Origin of the sequence: Aeromonas sp. 97A (assembly GCF_051919185.1) — a bacterium.
GTDB classification, from domain to species: domain Bacteria; phylum Pseudomonadota; class Gammaproteobacteria; order Enterobacterales; family Aeromonadaceae; genus Aeromonas; species Aeromonas veronii.
Genome location: NZ_JBQBFF010000001.1, coordinates 3,553,904 through 3,570,000 on the forward strand (window position 1 = coordinate 3,553,904; position 16,097 = coordinate 3,570,000).

Below are 16,097 nucleotides of genomic sequence, written 5' to 3' on the forward strand. Positions count from 1 at the left end.
CAAAGATCAACTAATACGGTGCCAGAGCACAGTTATAGCCAACCGCGCTCGGCAAAAGAAACCGTGATGCCATCACCGATCACCAAGTGATCCAGCACTCTGATATCGATCAGGGCCAAAGCGGCCGTGATCCGATCCGTGATCTGGCGGTCGGCCCTACTGGGCTCGGCGACGCCGGACGGGTGATTATGCGCCAGAATCACCGCGGCTGCATTATGTTTGAGCGCGATCTGCACGATTTCTCTTGGCCAGACGCTCGCCGAGTCGATGGTGCCGAAAAAAAGCTCAACAAATTGAATGACTCTGTGTTGATTGTCGAGCAACAGCAGGGCAAACACCTCACGCGGCCGATCCCGCAGCTGGGCCTGCAGATAGTCCCGAGTCAGCTGGGGCGAGGTGAGCGCATCGCCCCGTTGCAGCTGCTCGGCCAGATGGCGTCTGGCCATCTCCAGCACCGCCTGCAACTGGGCATATTTGGCCGGGCCAAGGCCGTGCGCCTCGCAGAATGCCCGTTGATCCGCCCCCAGCAAACTGCGTAAAGAGCCGAATTGATTCAATAGATTACGTGAAAGATCCACTGCACTCAGGCCATTGACGCCGGTGCGCAGAAAGATGGCGAGCAGCTCGGCATCGGAGAGCGCCGCGGGCCCCTGACGCAGCAGCTTCTCTCTGGGGCGTTCATCTTCCGGCCACTCTTTGATGCTCATTTGTCTCTCCCTCATCCCTGTTGAGAAAAAACATAGCAAAAAATTGCGCGCGCCCGACCACACCCCTTGATGCCAACCCCTGTCGTCATCCATTGCCTGTGGTATCTTAGCCGACCAGTCAGAATGAGCCGGATAGAGAAACAGCAGATGAGATTGGCCGATAAACGCATCCTGTTGGGTGTCAGTGGCGGGATCGCCGCCTACAAGAGTGCCGAGCTGGTACGCCGCCTGAAAGATCAGGGCGCCGAAGTGCGGGTGGTGATGACCCGCTCCGCCAAGGAGTTCATCACCCCGCTGACCCTGCAGGCGGTCTCCGGTCATCCGGTGGCCTACAGCCTGCTGGATCCCTCTGCCGAAGCGGGCATGGGCCATATCGAACTGGCCAAGTGGGCCAATCTGGTACTGATCGCCCCCGCCAGCGCCAACCTGATGGCACGGATGGCCGCCGGCATGGCCGACGAACTGCTGACCACCCTCTGTCTGGCCACTCCGGCGCCCATCGCGCTGGCACCAGCCATGAACCAGCAGATGTATCTCAACGCCGCCACCCAGGCCAACCTCAAGACCCTGGCCAGCCGCGGCATTCTGCTGTGGGGGCCGGATGCCGGCAGCCAGGCCTGTGGCGATGTGGGCCCGGGGCGGATGCTGGATCCCCTCGAACTGGTGGATCGCTGCTGCCAGCAGCTGGCCGCCGAGCCCTTGCTGGCGGGCGTCAAGCTGCTGCTCACCGCAGGACCAACCCGCGAGGCACTGGATCCGGTGCGCTACATCAGCAACCACAGCTCCGGCAAGATGGGCTACGCCATCGCCCGAGCTGCCCGTGAAGCGGGCGCCGAAGTGACGCTGGTGAGCGGCCCGGTGACGCTGACTACACCGGCAGGCGTCACCCGCATCGATGTCGAGAGCGCCGAGCAGATGCATCAGGCGGTGATGAGCCGGGTCGGCGAGTGCGACCTCTTCATCGGCTGCGCGGCGGTGGCCGACTACCGCCCCGAACAGGTCGCCAGCCAGAAGATCAAGAAGACCGGCGGCAACGACCAGATGGTGGTGAAGCTGGTGAAAAACCCCGACATCATAGCGGCCGTTGGAGCCCTTTCAGACAAACCCTTCACCGTCGGATTTGCCGCCGAAACCGTGGATGTGGAACAATACGCCCTCGACAAGTTGCAGCGTAAGCGGCTGGACATGATCGCCGCCAACGATGTGTCCCGCGAGGGGCAAGGCTTCAACGCCGATGACAACGCCCTGACCGTGTTCTGGCAAGGGGGCCAGGCCCCGCTGCCGCTGGCCGACAAGCTGACGCTGGCCCGTCACCTGATCGCCCTGATTGCACGCCACTACCGGCACTGAGCGTCCCGAAAGAACAAGACTCACGGCGCCCCGCCCGCCAAGAGGGACGCCAATACAAGATCCAACTGAAAAAGCGATTCATGACTACACAAATTGAACTGAAGATTCTGGATGCCCGTATCGGTACCGAGTACCCGCTGCCCGCCTACGCCACACCGGGCTCTGCCGGTATGGATCTGCGTGCCCTGCTGGATGCACCGCTGACTCTGGCTCCGGGCGATACCACTCTGGTGCCGACCGGTCTGGCCATTCACATCCAGGATCCGGGTTTGTGTGCCACCATCCTGCCCCGCTCCGGCCTCGGCCATAAGCACGGCATCGTGCTGGGCAACCTGGTCGGTCTGATCGATTCCGATTACCAGGGTCAGCTGATGGTCTCGGTCTGGAACCGCGGCAAAGATGAGTTCATCATGCAACCCGGCGAGCGCATCGCCCAGCTGGTGATCATGCCGGTAGTTCAGGCCAGCTTCCAACTGGTCGATGAGTTCAATCAGAGCGAACGGGGTGAAGGCGGTTTTGGTTCTTCTGGTCGCCAATAACAGACCACACCAGCCCGATGGGCGGTGCCTAATAATAGAATCAAGCCATTGTTTTTTTAGGGGAATCCATGGCAAGCAGTAATCAGAAACAGAGTCGGCGCGATCAGATCCTGCAGGCGCTCGCCCATATGCTGGAAACCAGTCCGGGTCAGCGTATCACCACGGCCCGTCTGGCGGCCGAGGTCGGCGTCTCTGAAGCAGCCCTCTATCGACACTTTCCAAGCAAGGCGCGGATGTTCGAGGGGCTGATCGACTTTATCGAGGATTCCCTGCTGTCACGGGTCAATCTGATCATGGCGGAAGAGAAAGACACCATGGCGCGCTGCCACCACATCCTGCAGCTGCTGCTGGTGTTCGCCGAGCGCAATCCCGGCATCACCCGTATCCTCAACGGCGACGCCCTGCTGGGTGAGCACGATCGGCTGCGGGATCGCATCAGCATCCTGTTTGACAAGCTGGAGACCCAGATCAAGCAGGTACTGCGCGAGAAGCGGCTGCGTGAAGGTCAGGGCTTCCAGCTCGACGAGACCATGCTGGCCAATCTGCTGCTGGCCTATACCGAAGGCCGCATCAGCCAGTTTGTCCGTTCCGAGTTCAAGCTCAAGCCCACCGCCGGCTTCGAGGATCAGTGGCAGTTTATCCGCAGCCAGCTGCTGCAGAGCTGAGCGGCAGCGCTTTTCACCGAGCATGAAGAAGGGAGGCCTTGGCCTCCCTTCTTTTTTGTGACAGCTTTTTATGGCAGTAAAATAAGCACCAGATGCGACCCGGACTGTCGCGCTGCGATGTTAGATTCATGCGCCATAAACCTTTAGCACCCGAAAGGACATCCTATGGAACCCGAAATCATTACCGAAGCGCAGACCTGGCTGGTCAATAACCAGGGCCTGCTGATCGAGTATGCCGTCAACATCGCGGCCGCCCTGCTCACCCTGCTGGTCGGCTATATCGCCGCCAATCTGCTCAGCGGTGGCGTGGTAAAAGTGATGCAGGCGCGCAAGCTCGACACCACCGTCACCCACTTCGTTGGCAGCATCCTCAAATACGCCATTCTGGTGTTCGTGGTGATCGCCGCGCTGGGCCGGGTCGGGGTGCAGACCGCCTCCTTCGTCGCCATCATCGGTGCCGCCGGTCTGGCCATCGGTCTGGCGCTGCAAGGCTCGCTCTCCAACTTTGCCGCCGGCTTCCTGCTGATCATCTTCCGCCCTATCAAGGCGGGCGAGTTTATCGAAGTGGCTGGCACGTCTGGCGTGGTGCAATCCGTTCAGCTGTTCACCACCACCCTCACCTCCGGTGACAACAAGATGGTGGTAGTACCGAACTCCGCCATCCTCAACGGCACCATCGTCAACTACTCGCGCATGGATACCCGCCGCGTCGATATGACCTTCGGCATCGGCTACGGCTCCGACCTGCGCAAGGCCAAGCAGATCCTCGAGCGCCTGGTGAACGAAGAGCCGCGCATCCTGAAAGATCCGGCAGCCACCATCGCCGTCGCCGCGCTGGCCGACTCCTCGGTCAATATCGTGGTGCGCCCGTGGGTCAAGACCGGCGACTACTGGGGTGTCTGGTTCGACTTCCACGAGAAGGTGAAACTCACCTTTGATGCCGAAGGGATCGAAATTCCCTTCCCGCAGATGGTGATGCACATGCAAAAACCGCAGGCGTAATCGCGGTAAAGCAGCAACCCACAATGCCAGCCTTCGGGCTGGCATTGTCATTTCTGGCGCGCCATCCGCTGCATAATCAGGCCGGCGGAATGAAAACAATTTCAGAGCCGCGGGCCAGCCCCAATCATGAGCGAGCGCAAGATCCCCCTTGCTTTCGTGACTCATAATCCCGATGTTCTGGTTGTATACTCCCGACGGTTGCCCCATTGCGGTAAAAGACAATCGGTAAAACTCTGTTACACGGGCCGCTCGGCCGGCTCGCTATAATGCTCGGATAATAAGGTTTGGCGGGACCTTGCCTGCAAGGTTCAAACACAACTTGGCATTTCAGGAATCCTATGAAAAATATCAATCCAACCCAAACCCAGGCCTGGCAGGCACTGGAAGCCCACTTTGCAGCAAACAAAGAGACCCGACTCAAGGATCTGTTCGCGCAGGACCCGAAGCGCTTTGACAAGTTTTCCCTTACCTTCGGCGGCGACATCCTGGTTGATTACTCGAAGAACCTGATCACCGAAGAAACCCTCAAGTTGCTGGTTGATCTGGCCAAAGAGACCGATCTTCGCAGCGCGATCGATGCCATGTTCAATGGCGACAAGATCAACATGACCGAAGGCCGCTCCGTACTGCACGTGGCCCTGCGCAACCGCTCCGACCGCCCCATCGAGTGCGACGGCAAGGACGTGATGCCGGAAGTGAACGCCGTACTGGCCAAGATGAAGGGCTTCTGCGAGAAGATCATCTCCGGCGAGTGGAAAGGCTACACTGGCAAAGCGATCCAGCACGTGGTCAACATCGGTATCGGTGGCTCAGATCTGGGCCCGGTGATGATCACCGAGGCACTGCGTCCCTACAAAAACCACCTGCAGATGCACTTCGTCTCCAACGTCGATGGCACCCACATCGCCGAGACCCTGAAGAAGATCGATCCGGAAACCACCCTGTTCCTGGTGGCCTCCAAGACCTTCACTACCCAGGAGACCATGACCAACGCCCTGACCGCCCGTGACTGGTTCATCAACATCGCCGGTGACAAGGCCCACGTTGCCAAGCACTTCGCGGCCCTCTCCACCAACGGCAAGGCCGTGGCCGAGTTCGGCATCGACACCAACAACATGTTCGAGTTCTGGGACTGGGTTGGCGGCCGCTACTCCTCTTGGTCTGCCATCGGCATGCCCATCGCCCTGTCTGTCGGTTTCGAGAACTTCGAAGCCCTGCTGCAAGGCGCCTTCGAGATGGACATGCACTTCGCCACTGCCTCCTATGAGCAGAACGTGCCGGTGCTGCTGGCGCTGATCGGCCTGTGGTACAACAACTTCTACGGTGCCGAATCCGAAGCCATTCTGCCGTACGACCAGTACATGCACCGCTTCCCTGCCTACTTCCAGCAGGGCAACATGGAGTCCAACGGCAAGTACGTGGATCGCAACGGCAAGCCGGTTGACTACCAGACTGGCCCCATCATCTGGGGTGAGCCGGGCACCAACGGCCAGCACGCCTTCTACCAGCTGATCCATCAGGGCACCAAGCTGATCCCCTGCGACTTCCTGGCGCCGGCCATCAGCCACAACCCGATCGGTGACCACCATCCGAAACTGCTGGCCAACTTCTTCGCCCAGACCGAGGCGCTGGCCTTCGGCAAGAGCAAGGAAGAGGTTGAAGCCGAGTTCCTGGCTGCAGGCAAAACCCTGGAGCAGGTCAAGGATCTGGTGCCGTTCAAGGTGTTCGAAGGCAACCGCCCGACCAACTCCATCCTGTTCAAGAGCCTGACCCCGAAAACCCTGGGTGCCCTGATCGCCATGTACGAGCACAAGATCTTCGTACAGGGCGCAATCTGGAATATCTTCAGCTTCGACCAGTGGGGCGTGGAGCTGGGCAAACAGCTGGCCAACAAGATCCTGCCGGAGCTGGGCAACAACGAGGCTGTCACCAGCCACGACTGCTCCACCAACGGTCTGATCAACACCTGGAAAGCGTGGAAAGCCTGATTTATCCAGCCTTTCTGAATGCAAAAGCCCCGCTCGATGAGCGGGGCTTTTTTATGACCATCTTTTATGACTGTCAGGCTGATTTTTCTGGCTGGCCGAGCGGGTGTCCAGTCCGACCGGCGACGGGGATCGTCATCCCCGCCCCTTCATCCTCCAGCCCGATGCTGGCTTAACCGCCAACGGCGATGCGTTTCATGTCTTTCATGTAACCACGCAGTACCTGGCCGATTTTCTCGATCGGGTGGTTACGGGTCGCTTCGTTGGCCGCCAGCAGCGCCAGGTTGTCGACGCTCTGCCCTTCCGCCTTGCTGGCACCCAGATCGCCCGCTTTCAGGGTCGGCATGAAGTGCTCGCGTAGCAAGGGCACGGCGGCGTTGGCAAACAGGTAGTTGCCGTACTCGGCGGTATCGGAGATGACCACGTTCATCTCGTACAGACGCTTGCGGGCAACGGTGTTGGCGATCAGCGGCAACTCGTGCAGGGATTCGTAGTAGGCAGACTCCTCGTAGATACCGGAGGCCACCATGGTCTCGAACGCCAGCTCGACACCCGCCTTGACCATGGCCACCATCACCACGCCATTGTCGAAGTACTCCTGCTCGGCAATCTTGCCTGCAAACGCCGGCGCGTTTTCGAAGGCGGATTTGCCAGTCTCTTCACGCCAGGTGAACAGTTTGACGTCATCTTCAGCCCAGTCGGCCATCATGCCGCGGGAGAACTCACCGGCGATGATGTCGTCCATATGCTTCTCGAACAGCGGGCGCATCAGGGTCTTGAGCTGCTCAGAGAGCTCGAAGGCGCGCAGCTTGGCCGGGTTGGAGAGGCGGTCCATCATCAGGCTGATGCCACCCTGCTTCAGGGCTTCGGTGATGGTCTCCCAGCCGAACTGGATCAGCTTGCCGGCGTAGGCCGGGTCTGTGCCTTCGGCAACCAGCTTGTCGTAGCAGAGCAGGGAACCGGCCTGCAGCATGCCGCAGAGGATGGTCTGCTCGCCCATCAGGTCAGATTTCACTTCCGCCACGAAGGAGGATTCCAGCACCCCGGCACGGTCGCCGCCGGTGGCAGAGGCCCACGCCTTGGCGATGGCCATGCCTTCGCCCTTGGGATCGTTCTCCGGGTGAACGGCGATCAGGGTCGGTACGCCGAAACCGCGCTTGTACTCCTCACGCACTTCGGTCCCCGGGCACTTCGGCGCAACCATCACGACTGTGATGTCGGAGCGGATCTGCTGACCCTCTTCCACCACGTTGAAGCCGTGGGAGTAACCCAGCGCGGCGCCCTGCTTCATCAGCGGCATCACGGTTTTGACCACGTCGGAGTGTTGCTTGTCCGGAGTCAGGTTCAGCACCAGATCGGCAGTCGGGATCAGCTCTTCATAGGTACCGACCGCGAAGCCGTTGTCGGTGGCTTTCTGCCAGGAGGCACGCTTCTCGGTGATGGCGGCCTTGCGCAGGGCGTAGGAGATATCCAGCCCGGAGTCGCGCATGTTCAGACCCTGGTTCAGACCCTGGGCACCACAGCCCACAATCACCACCTTCTTGCCCTTCAGCACGTTGCAGCCGTCCGCGAACTCTTCGCGCTGCATGAAACGACACTTGCCCAGCTGGGCCAACTGCTGACGCAGGTTCAAGGTGTTGAAATAGTTAGCCATGGTGATTGCTCCGTTCGATTGATTCCATGCCGGATAGCGGCGTTGTCTGAACCACTATAGCGCGGGACACTTATTGCCTGAACTGATATATTCGAAACAGTACGTTGCAATAACTGAAACGATCACCCTTCATAATTGCCTGCTGAATGTACCGCGAGATGGCAGAAACAAGCCGCCAACCGCTGGATATCGGGCACATATGCCGCGCCAGGAGCTGAAAGATGGATCTTCGCAATCTCGAGCTGTTTCTCCACCTCGCCGACTCCCTTCATTTCGGCAAGAGTGCCGATGCCATGGCGGTCAGCCCCTCCACCCTGAGTCGCGCCATCCAGCGGCTGGAGCAGGAGACAGGCTGCATCCTGTTCGAGCGGGACAACCGCTCGGTGCGGCTCACCCCTGCCGGCGAGAAACTGCGGGAGTTTGGCGGCGGCCTGTTGCAGGAGTGGCGCCAGCTCAAGCAGGAGCTCAAACGTAGCGATGAACCGCTGCAGGGGCGGCTGCGGGTATTCTGCTCGGTCACTGCCAGTTACTTTCTGCTGCCCGAGGTGCTGGAGCGCTTTCGCCGCCGCTACCCCCAGCTGGAGATCAAGCTGGAGACCGGCGACCCGGCGCTGGCGGTGGACAAGATTCTGGCCGACGAGGCCGATCTCGCCATCGCCGCTCGCCCCGATGCCCTGCCCGCCAAGCTGGAGTTCGCCAGCCTGCAGCTGGTGCCGCTGGTCTTTATCGCACCGCGCAACGCCCCGCAACTGAACCAGTGGTTCCGTCAGGGAGAACCTGATTGGGAGCAGTTGCCAGTCATCCTCTCCGAGCAGGGGCTGGCCCGCAAACGCAGCGATCAATGGTTTCGCAACAAGGGGATAGCGCCCAACATCTATGCCGAAGTGGCGGGCAACGAGGGAATCGTCGCCATGGTGGCGCTTGGTTGTGGCGTGGGGCTGGTACCGGCGGCGGTAATCGACCACAGCCCGCTCGGCGACAAGGTGCGGATCATCGACCTCAAGCCAGCCTTCAAACCATTTGATGTGGGGATCGGGGTACTCAAGAAGCGGCTGGAAGAACCGCTGATCCGCGCCTTCTGGGATACCGCGCAGAATCAGGGCTCACTGCGCTGACACCGGTTTATAGATAAGGGCCGGATCGGCCATCATAATGCGGCTGGGCAGCGGCAAGTCGGGGTTGTGCAGCTCGAGGCGCACCCGCTCATCCAGTTTCAGCCGCCGAATGGTGCTGCCGAATCCCTCTTCAAAGACCCGGTCAAAAGCACCAGACTGCCGCGCCCGCAGCAGGCCAAGCTCGATGCGCTGGGCCAGCTCCGGATATTTTGGCGAGACAAAGAAGAGCAGCGCCAACGGGTAGCGAAATACCAGACGGGGCTCGATGGCGAGATCGGGATGCTGCCTGAGCTCATCCTCGATCTCGATGACCGAACGCAGGAAGCAGTCAAAACGCTTCTTGCGCAGCATGTTGAACAGCGCTTCATAAAGATTGCCCACCGTCACCTTGAGGCCGTTAGCCCGCAGCAACTGGGTGTCTGGCCAGGATCTATGCTGACCGATGGAGAGCCCGGCGCGATGCCAGTCCGCCAACGATCCGATCGCGGCAAAACGCCCCTCATCCCCCTGCCGAACCAGACACACCCGCCACCCCAGCAGCCCCTTGGCCAGCGGAATGTGGATTGCCAGCAACTCACGCTCTCGCTCACCATCGGGGGCAAAAACACCGACCTGAACCAGCTCGCCGCTGCGCAGCTCCTTCACCGCCCGCCCCTGCTCCATTTGCGGACTGGAGACCAGCTGATAGGGGCCATATTCTGGCACGGTGAGATCGAGGGAGAGGCGCAACAACTGGACGACGGCGGGGTTGGGGTGATCCAGCAGCAGATTCCAGGCGCGGATAGGCTGCTCGGTTGCCGTTGCGCCAACCGTCCACAGTGCCATGCACCACCACCAGACTCTGATCATCCTGCGCACCATCCGTGCCTCATGCTCCTCGCCATACTATAACGCCAGCCAGCACCTCAACGGCGCCCTCTCTGAAAGATGTGTGAGCGCTCTCGTGTCAAATCTCGTGTCAAAAGTGACAATAGGCAAACCCGGCAGGTCATCGCAGACTGGGCGTTCATCAACACACGCCAAGGCGCAGGGAGGAGAGCCATGAAACAGCATCTGGTAGAGATCAAGGGTTCAACCCTGTTTGACGAGTATCTGCAAAGCATGGGCGTGCCCAGTACGGCGCTCGACCGGGAGCAGGATATCTATCTGCAGGAACGCCACCTGGGAGCCATTCGCCGGGTGCAGGGCGAACTGCGCTTTTATCTGCGTGCCAATGCCCTGAACAAACGGTGATCAGGATCCGGTCACAGAACCCGCAGCAAAGGCGTATTAGACTGGTATCTTCCCCCTTTTGTCGGGAGTGCCCATGAAAGCAAGCGGTCTGGATCGGCTGTTCAAACCCCACTCAATCGCCGTGATCGGCGCCTCGACCGACCCGCTCAAGGCGGGTCATGTAATTGTGCGCCACCTGCTGGCGGGCCAGTTCAAAGGGCCCATCCTCCCCGTCACCCCGCGCAACAAGGCCATCGCCGGCGTGCTGGCCTATCCCGATATTGCCAGCCTGCCGCTGACCCCGGATCTCGCCATCATCTGCACCAGGCGGGAGCGGGTCTTGCCGTTGCTGGAAGCGCTCGGCCAAAAGGGCGCGGGGGCTGCCATCATACTGGCCGCCGACTTTTCCCCCGAGGAGCGACTGGAGCTGAAACGGGTCTGCCAGCAATATGACATTCGCCTGCTCGGCCCCAACAGCATGGGAATGCTGCTGCCCGGCCAGGGGATCAACGCCAGCTTTTCCCCCACTGCCGCCAAGCCGGGGCAGGTCGCCTTTCTGTCGCAATCCGCCGCCGTCAGCACCACCATTCTGGATTGGGCCAAGCAGCATGAACTGGGCTTTTCCGCCTTCATCTCCCTTGGTGATCACTGCGACATCGACTTCGGCCAGCTGCTGGATCAACTCTCCCGCGATAGCGTCACCCGCGCCATTTTGATCTACATGGACAAGTTGCACGACGCCCGCCACTTTCTCTCGGCAGCGCGAGCAGCCTCGCGCAACAAGCCGATCCTGGTACTGAAAAGCGGGCGCCACGATCCGGCCCACGGCCTCGACAACGTCTATGATGCCGCCATCCGCCGCGCCGGCATGTTGCGGGTACGGGATACCCACGAACTGTTTGCCGCGGTGGAAACCCTCAGCCACTCCATGACCCTCAAGGGAGAGCGACTCGCCATCATCTCCAACGGCCGCGGGCTGGCCAATATGGCGGTGGATGTGCTGCTGGAGCGGGGCGGCAAGCTGGCTCGCCCGCCGCTCGATATTGGCAGCGATGCTACCATCACCACCTATCAGGAGGCGCTGGACAACGTGTTGCAGGAAGATGGCATCGACGCCATCCTGATCATCCACGCCCCCTCGCTCACGGCACCGAGCGCGCCGCTGGCCAGCCATCTTATTGCCCATCTGAAACAGCACCCCAGAGCGCGCCGTCTCAACATCCTCACCAACTGGGCGGGTGAATACTCGGCGCAGGAGGGACGCAAACTCTTTACCGAAGCGGGCTTCCCGACCTACCGCACACCGGAAAGCGCCATGGCCGCCTTCATGCACATGGTGGAATACCGCCGCAACCAGAAGCAGTTGATGGAGACCCCCGCCTCCCTGCATGGCAACCAGCTCAATGTCGAGCTGTGCCAGCAGCTGATCCGCCAAGCGCAGGAGCGCAAACAGCTAAGATTGGATACCCATCTGGTGCACCCGATTTTACAAGCCGCCGGTCTCTCGACCCTGCCAACCTGGATCGTCACCGACGCCATCGAAGCGACCCTGACCGCCGAGCAGATCGGCTATCCGGTAGCGGTGAAGCTGCGCTCACCCGACATCCTGCACAAGTCTGCCGTGCACGGGGTGGTGCTCAATCTGCGCACCTCGGCCGAAGTGGCGCAAGCTGCGGATGCCATTCTGGACAGGGTCAAACAGCATGATCCGGGCGCCCGCATCGAAGGCTTGCTGGTGCAACGCATGGCTCGCCGCAGCGGCGGCCTGGAGCTGCGGGTGCGGATCCAGCAAGACGCCATCTTTGGCCCCGTCATTCTGCTGGGTGAGTCGGGCGCCGAACCGCAGGAGATGGTGGCTGCCCTGCCACCGCTCAATCAGGCACTGGCTCGTTACCAGATCATCGGTGCGATCAAGAGCCGCAAGATCCGTGAGCAGGCCACACCGGAACGACTGGATATCGATGCCCTCGGTCAGGTGCTCTGCCAGCTCTCCGAACTGCTGCTCGCCTTTCCTGAGATTCAGGAGCTGGACCTGCACCCGCTGCAAGCGTACGGCGCCGAAATGGTGGTGCTGGATGCCAGCCTCACACTGAGTGACCCCACCATCCCGACCAGCAACCGACTGGCGATCCGCCCCTATCCTACCGAACTGGAGGAGGGTGCCTGGCTTAAAGATCAGCGCCATATCCTGCTGCGCCCGATCCGGCCGGAAGATGAGCCTGCTCACAAGCAGTTCGTACTGCAAGTCTCCGATGAAGACAGGTACAAACGCTTCTTCGCCGATGTGGGCGAGCTGGGCCACGAAGAGCTGGCTCGCATGACCCAGATCGATTACGACCGGGAGATGGCCTTCGTGGCTGTGGGGCAAGATGGCGAGCTGCAGGATCAAATCCTCGGCGTGGTACGCGCTATCTCGACCCCGGACCTGAGCGATGCCGAGTTTGCCATTCTGGTGCGATCGGACTTGAAAGGGGTGGGGCTCGGCAAATTGATGATGGAGAAGATCATCCGTTACGCCAAAGAGCAAGGGATTGGCCAGCTATCCGGCATGACCATGCCCAGCAATCGCGGCATGGTCAACCTCGCCAAACGGCTTGGCTTCAAGATCGACGTGCAAATGGAAGAGGGGGTGGTCAATATGGAACTGCCCTGTAGTCAGCAGACAGCAGAAGGCTGATTTGACCGCCTGTAGACTCGCTCAATTGGCTGCAAATGAAGCTAACAAGGCTCGAATATAGCCAGAAAATGGTGGAAATAACCGGCTATCTGGCCCTCTCTTGGCAGGTAAAAACCAAACGTTGGCTGTTTAACACGCTAAAAATACCAAAGCCCGGTCATTAAGCCGGGCTTTGGTATTTGTGCTGGTATGCAAACCTGTGGGTCACTTGATAAAAACGCCCATAGCAAAAAGGCCTTCCCATTCGGGAAGGCCTTCAAATTAGTGGCGGAGCGGACGGGACTCGAACCCGCGACCCCCGGCGTGACAGGCCGGTATTCTAACCGACTGAACTACCGCTCCGCATTCGGTTAGCTTGCGCTAAATCATTTGCCGCTTCTTCTGAGGTGTCATCCTCGCAGCCGGCTATGTGTTTTCACATCACCGTTTAATTGGGTGCCTGGCAGTGTCCTACTCTCGCATGGCGAATGCCACACTACCATCGGCGCTACCGCGTTTCACTTCTGAGTTCGGCATGGGATCAGGTGGTTCCACGGCGCTATGGCCGCCAGGCAAATTCTTAATCTAGAAAGCTGACGTGAGTAGTGATGTTGCGCTTGGCTTGTCACTATCACTGAATTTGAGTAGTTCGCTTGGTATCTGTTACAAGCCTTAGAACACTTCTTGGGTGTTGTATGGTTAAGCCTCACGGGTAATTAGTATGGGTTAGCTCAACACGTCGCCGCGCTTACACACCCCACCTATCAACGTTGTGGTCTCCAACGGCCCTTTAGGACCCTCAAGGGGTCAGGGATGACTCATCTCAGGGCTCGCTTCCCGCTTAGATGCTTTCAGCGGTTATCGATTCCGAACTTAGCTACCGGGCAGTGCCACTGGCGTGACAACCCGAACACCAGAGGTTCGTTCACTCCGGTCCTCTCGTACTAGGAGCAACTCCCTTCAATCATCCAACGCCCACGGCAGATAGGGACCGAACTGTCTCACGACGTTCTGAACCCAGCTCGCGTACCACTTTAAATGGCGAACAGCCATACCCTTGGGACCGACTTCAGCCCCAGGATGTGATGAGCCGACATCGAGGTGCCAAACACCGCCGTCGATATGAACTCTTGGGCGGTATCAGCCTGTTATCCCCGGAGTACCTTTTATCCGTTGAGCGATGGCCCTTCCATTCAGAACCACCGGATCACTATGACCTACTTTCGTACCTGCTCGACCTGTCCGTCTCGCAGTTAAGCTGGCTTATGCCATTGCACTAACCTCCTGATGTCCGACCAGGATTAGCCAACCTTCGTGCTCCTCCGTTACTCTTTGGGAGGAGACCGCCCCAGTCAAACTACCCACCAGGCACTGTCCGCGAGCCCGATTCAGGGCCCTGCGTTAGAACATCAAACATACAAGGGTGGTATTTCAAGGACGGCTCCAGCGCAACTGGCGTCACGCCTTCAAAGCCTCCCACCTATCCTACACATGTAGGTTCAATGTTCAGTGCCAAGCTGTAGTAAAGGTTCACGGGGTCTTTCCGTCTAGCCGCGGGTACACCGCATCTTCACGGCGAATTCGATTTCACTGAGTCTCGGGTGGAGACAGCATGGCCATGGTTACACCATTCGTGCAGGTCGGAACTTACCCGACAAGGAATTTCGCTACCTTAGGACCGTTATAGTTACGGCCGCCGTTTACCGGGGCTTCGATCAAGAGCTTCGCTTGCGCTAACCCCATCAATTAACCTTCCGGCACCGGGCAGGTGTCACACCCTATACGTCCACTTTCGTGTTTGCAGAGTGCTGTGTTTTTGATAAACAGTCCCAGCCATCTGGTCACTGCGACTCCCAACTGCTCCATCCGCAAGGGACTTCACTGTCAAGAGCGAACCTTCTCCCGAAGTTACGGTTCTATTTTGCCTAGTTCCTTCACCCGAGTTCTCTCAAGCGCCTTGGTATTCTCTACCCGACCACCTGTGTCGGTTTGGGGTACGATGACTTGTAATCTGAAGCTTAGAGGCTTTTCCTGGAAGCAGGGCATCAATGGCTTCCACACCGTAGTGTGTTCGTCTCGTGTCTCAGTGTTGTGTCTCCGGATTTGCCTGGAAACACCACCTACGCACTTTCACCAGGACAACCGTCGCCTGGCCCACCTAGCCTTCTCCGTCCCCCCATCGCAATTACAAGTCGTGCAGGAATATTAACCTGCTTCCCATCGACTACGCCTTTCGGCCTCGCCTTAGGGGTCGACTCACCCTGCCCCGATTAACGTTGGACAGGAACCCTTGGTCTTCCGGCGAGGAGGCTTTTCACCCCCTTTATCGTTACTTACGTCAGCATTCGCACTTCTGATATCTCCAGCATACCTCTCGATACACCTTCGCAGACTTACAGAACGCTCCCCTACCACTCACACATAAGTGTGAATCCGCGGCTTCGGTGCCTGGTTTGAGCCCCGTTACATCTTCCGCGCAGGCCGACTCGACTAGTGAGCTATTACGCTTTCTTTAAATGATGGCTGCTTCTAAGCCAACATCCTAGCTGTCTGAGCCTTCCCACATCGTTTCCCACTTAACCAGAACTTTGGGACCTTAGCCGGCGGTCTGGGTTGTTTCCCTCTTCACGACGGACGTTAGCACCCGCCGTGTGTCTCCCGGATATTACTTACTGGTATTCGGAGTTTGCATGGGGTTGGTAAGTCGGGATGACCCCCTAGCCCAAACAGTGCTCTACCCCCAGTAGTATTCGTCCGAGGCGCTACCTAAATAGCTTTCGGGGAGAACCAGCTATCTCCGAGTTTGATTGGCCTTTCACCCCCAGCCACAGGTCATCCCCTAACTTTGCAACGTTAGTGGGTTCGGTCCTCCAGTTGATGTTACTCAACCTTCAACCTGCCCATGGCTAGATCACCCGGTTTCGGGTCTACACCTTGCAACTAGACGCCCAGTTAAGACTCGGTTTCCCTACGGCTCCCCTATACGGTTAACCTCGCTACAAAATGTAAGTCGCTGACCCATTATACAAAAGGTACGCAGTCACCCCGAAGGGCTCCCACTGCTTGTACGTACACGGTTTCAGGTTCTATTTCACTCCCCTCACAGGGGTTCTTTTCGCCTTTCCCTCACGGTACTGGTTCACTATCGGTCAGTCAGGAGTATTTAGCCTTGGAGGATGGTCCCCCCATATTCAGACAGGATGTCACGTGTC

General features: G+C 59.1%; 11 protein-coding genes, 1 tRNA gene and 2 rRNA genes (1 of these 14 cut by a window edge). 8 read left to right on the forward strand and 6 right to left on the reverse strand.

The genetic code is table 11. From position 1 onward, the window contains the following. Positions 1 to 32: 32 nt before the first annotated feature. The gene (gene radC / locus ACTG27_RS16150) at positions 33 to 707 is read right to left on the reverse strand and encodes a RadC family protein (RefSeq protein ID WP_005339502.1); all 675 of its coding nucleotides are present in this window, start codon (positions 705 to 707) and stop codon (positions 33 to 35) included. Between the two features lie 147 nt (positions 708 to 854). Here radC and coaBC point away from each other — a divergent pair, with 147 nt between their 5' ends. From coaBC to pgi, 5 genes are all read left to right on the forward strand, one after another. Then, entirely contained in the window at positions 855 to 2,057 is a 1,203-nt protein-coding gene (coaBC, locus tag ACTG27_RS16155) for a bifunctional phosphopantothenoylcysteine decarboxylase/phosphopantothenate--cysteine ligase CoaBC (protein WP_123174039.1), read from the forward strand. Positions 2,058 to 2,137: 80 nt separating this feature from the next. Continuing rightward, positions 2,138 to 2,596, forward strand: a complete 459-nt coding sequence (gene dut / locus ACTG27_RS16160; RefSeq protein ID WP_123174040.1) for a dUTP diphosphatase — start codon at positions 2,138 to 2,140, stop codon at positions 2,594 to 2,596. 68 nt (positions 2,597 to 2,664) lie between these two features. Then, a complete protein-coding gene (gene slmA / locus ACTG27_RS16165; protein ID WP_005339495.1) occupies positions 2,665 to 3,261 on the forward strand; it encodes a nucleoid occlusion factor SlmA in 597 nt (198 codons plus the stop codon). Between the two features lie 165 nt (positions 3,262 to 3,426). Beyond that, the gene (locus ACTG27_RS16170) at positions 3,427 to 4,263 is read left to right on the forward strand and encodes a mechanosensitive ion channel domain-containing protein (protein ID WP_041210774.1); all 837 of its coding nucleotides are present in this window, start codon (positions 3,427 to 3,429) and stop codon (positions 4,261 to 4,263) included. Between the two features lie 338 nt (positions 4,264 to 4,601). After that, complete coding sequence (pgi, locus tag ACTG27_RS16175; protein WP_005339491.1) at positions 4,602 to 6,251, forward strand: glucose-6-phosphate isomerase; 1,650 nt, start codon at positions 4,602 to 4,604, stop codon at positions 6,249 to 6,251. Positions 6,252 to 6,420: 169 nt separating this feature from the next. On the opposite strand, the gene ilvC is transcribed toward pgi, so the two are convergent. Further along, entirely contained in the window at positions 6,421 to 7,902 is a 1,482-nt protein-coding gene (gene ilvC, locus ACTG27_RS16180) for a ketol-acid reductoisomerase (RefSeq protein WP_005355979.1), read from the reverse strand. A gap of 221 nt (positions 7,903 to 8,123) precedes the next feature. Between ilvC and ilvY the strand changes: the two genes are divergently transcribed. Beyond that, a complete protein-coding gene (ilvY, locus tag ACTG27_RS16185; protein WP_005342097.1) occupies positions 8,124 to 9,017 on the forward strand; it encodes an HTH-type transcriptional activator IlvY in 894 nt (297 codons plus the stop codon). Here the strand turns inward: ilvY and ACTG27_RS16190 are convergent. Next, on the reverse strand, positions 9,006 to 9,866 hold the full coding sequence (locus ACTG27_RS16190) for an amino acid ABC transporter substrate-binding protein (protein WP_160881293.1): 861 nt from the start codon (positions 9,864 to 9,866) through the stop codon (positions 9,006 to 9,008). The genes ilvY and ACTG27_RS16190 overlap by 12 nt on opposite strands. 192 nt (positions 9,867 to 10,058) lie before the next feature. Between ACTG27_RS16190 and ACTG27_RS16195 the strand changes: the two genes are divergently transcribed. Both ACTG27_RS16195 and ACTG27_RS16200 read left to right on the forward strand, forming a co-directional pair. After that, the gene (locus tag ACTG27_RS16195) at positions 10,059 to 10,250 is read left to right on the forward strand and encodes a hypothetical protein (RefSeq protein ID WP_005339486.1); all 192 of its coding nucleotides are present in this window, start codon (positions 10,059 to 10,061) and stop codon (positions 10,248 to 10,250) included. A 73-nt stretch (positions 10,251 to 10,323) separates the two neighbouring features. Further along, positions 10,324 to 12,906 carry a bifunctional acetate--CoA ligase family protein/GNAT family N-acetyltransferase gene (locus ACTG27_RS16200; protein ID WP_439979961.1) on the forward strand — a complete coding sequence of 861 codons (2,583 nt, stop codon included), beginning with the start codon at positions 10,324 to 10,326 and terminating at the stop codon, positions 12,904 to 12,906. A 265-nt stretch (positions 12,907 to 13,171) separates the two neighbouring features. Here ACTG27_RS16200 and ACTG27_RS16205 read toward each other — a convergent pair. The 3 genes from ACTG27_RS16205 to ACTG27_RS16215 form a co-directional block, all read right to left on the reverse strand. Then, a tRNA-Asp gene (locus ACTG27_RS16205) sits at positions 13,172 to 13,248 on the reverse strand. Positions 13,249 to 13,343: 95 nt separating this feature from the next. Beyond that, a 5S ribosomal RNA gene (gene rrf / locus ACTG27_RS16210) occupies positions 13,344 to 13,458 on the reverse strand. Between the two features lie 122 nt (positions 13,459 to 13,580). Next, positions 13,581 to 16,097 (reverse strand): 23S ribosomal RNA (locus ACTG27_RS16215); it runs 373 nt beyond the window's last position.